Here is a 1722-nt window from a genome sequence, read left to right as displayed (position 1 = left end):
CTCGGCGGGAGCCGTCTCGCCCGGGGCCGGCAGCGGTGTCTCCGACGGCGCCGGAGCCGGGGCCGCCGACGACTCGGTGCCCGCCTGGGCAGCGGCGTCCGAGCTCGGGGTCGGTTCGAAGGACACCCATCCGGCGCCACGGATGTACAGCTCGGGCCACGAGTGCAGCTGGCGGTTCGAGACCGTGTACTCGCCGTCCTCGGTCTGGTCGCTGCTGGCCCGGTACCCGACCGCGATGCGTGACGGGATCCCGAGCGTGCGGGCCATCACCGCCATCGACGACGCGAAGTGCACGCAGTACCCCTGCCGGACCCGCAGGAACGTGTCGATCACGTCCATGCTGTCGCCGTCGTAGCCCTGCTCGACCGGGGCGGTCTCCGAGTAGGTGAACAGGTCGCTCCGGAACCACTGCTCCAGGGCACGTGCCCGGGCGTAGTCGTTCGGCAGGCCACCGGCCACCCGCTGCGCGGCCTGCCGGATGTCTCGCGGCAGGTCCTTCGGCAACGCCAGGTCGGTACGGAGCTGGGCGTCGCTCGGCGCGGTGAAGCCCCGACCGTCGGTGCGCCCGAGGATCCCGCTCGCGGCGATCGCGTCGAGGTACTCACCCGACCAGGTGGAGGCGCCGAACACCTGGTACGTCGAACCGCGCTGGGTCACGGGGCCGGTCGACCGGACGGTGTTCGAGTCCCCCATCCAGCGCCACTGCGACAGGTCGAGGTTCGTCGACTGCGACTCGACCGACGCGGCTCCGCCGGGCACGGGCAGGTAGTTGCTCGACAGCCCGGTGATCTGCACCGTCAGGTCGCCACGGCTCGCCAGGCGGGGGTTGATGCCGACCGCCCACTGCTGCCGGTCCGCGGTCGCCGCGTCGCTGGCGTCGGTGACCGTCGGCACCCAGTCGCCGGTGCCGAACTCGTCGAGGTCGGCGAGCTTGAGGTACTCCGGCTGCCCGTCGGCGGTGCGGTAGCGGAACACCTCGAGCTCGTTCGGCTGGCGCAGGTCACGGCCGAGTTCGAGCAGGGTGCCGGGGCGACCGGGCTGGATCGGGGCCTGCAGCGCACCGGTGACCCCGGACAGCCAGCTGGCGTTGATCGGGACGAGCACCGGGAGCCCGACGGCGACGACGAGCCCGATGGCACCCACCACGGCGGCGGGGAACGCCCGTTGCACCGGTCGGACGGACAGCCACAGGAGCCCGAGGAACGCGACGCCCACCAGGACGACCAGCACGGGCGACGCGGGCTCCCCCGTCACGACACCGGGCACGATGAGCACGACGAGCGCGGGCACGGCGGCGAGCGCGACGGTCGGGGCGATCGCCGCGAGGAACAGGGACACCCCGGCGACCCAACCGATCGCGATCGTCACGATCAGCCGGATCGCGTCGCTCTGCGGCAGCGGCGCGGGGTTGAGCCGGATGGCGGCGAGCGCTTCGCCGAGGGCGCCCTCGCGGTCGAGCCAGCCGAGCGGGTGCACGTCGTTCGCGACGGCGGCGACGCAGGACCCGACGACCAGTGCGACGACCAGGGCGATGAAGCGCACGCCCGGCGCGCGTCGGCGGACGGCGAGCACGACGGCGACGAGCACCGCGGCGAAGACGACACCGGACACCCACCAGGCGGTGCCCTGCACGAGCGGTCGCATCGAGAGCGCCGCGATCAGCACGGGCAGCGGCGCGAGTGCGACGACCCACGGGGCCGGGGCGTCGGACCGCTCGGCCGA

General features: G+C 73.6%; 1 protein-coding gene. It reads right to left on the bottom strand.

Features of this window, described 5'->3' with window-relative positions:
• A partial coding sequence (locus D8M35_RS16030) for a DUF3488 and transglutaminase-like domain-containing protein (protein ID WP_148113412.1) occupies positions 1 to 1722 on the bottom strand: 1722 nt, incomplete at both ends.

The sequence above is a fragment of the Curtobacterium sp. HSID17257 genome (assembly GCF_003989515.1).
Lineage (GTDB): Bacteria > Actinomycetota > Actinomycetes > Actinomycetales > Microbacteriaceae > Curtobacterium.
This window is presented reverse-complemented; position numbering and strand designations above follow the sequence as displayed.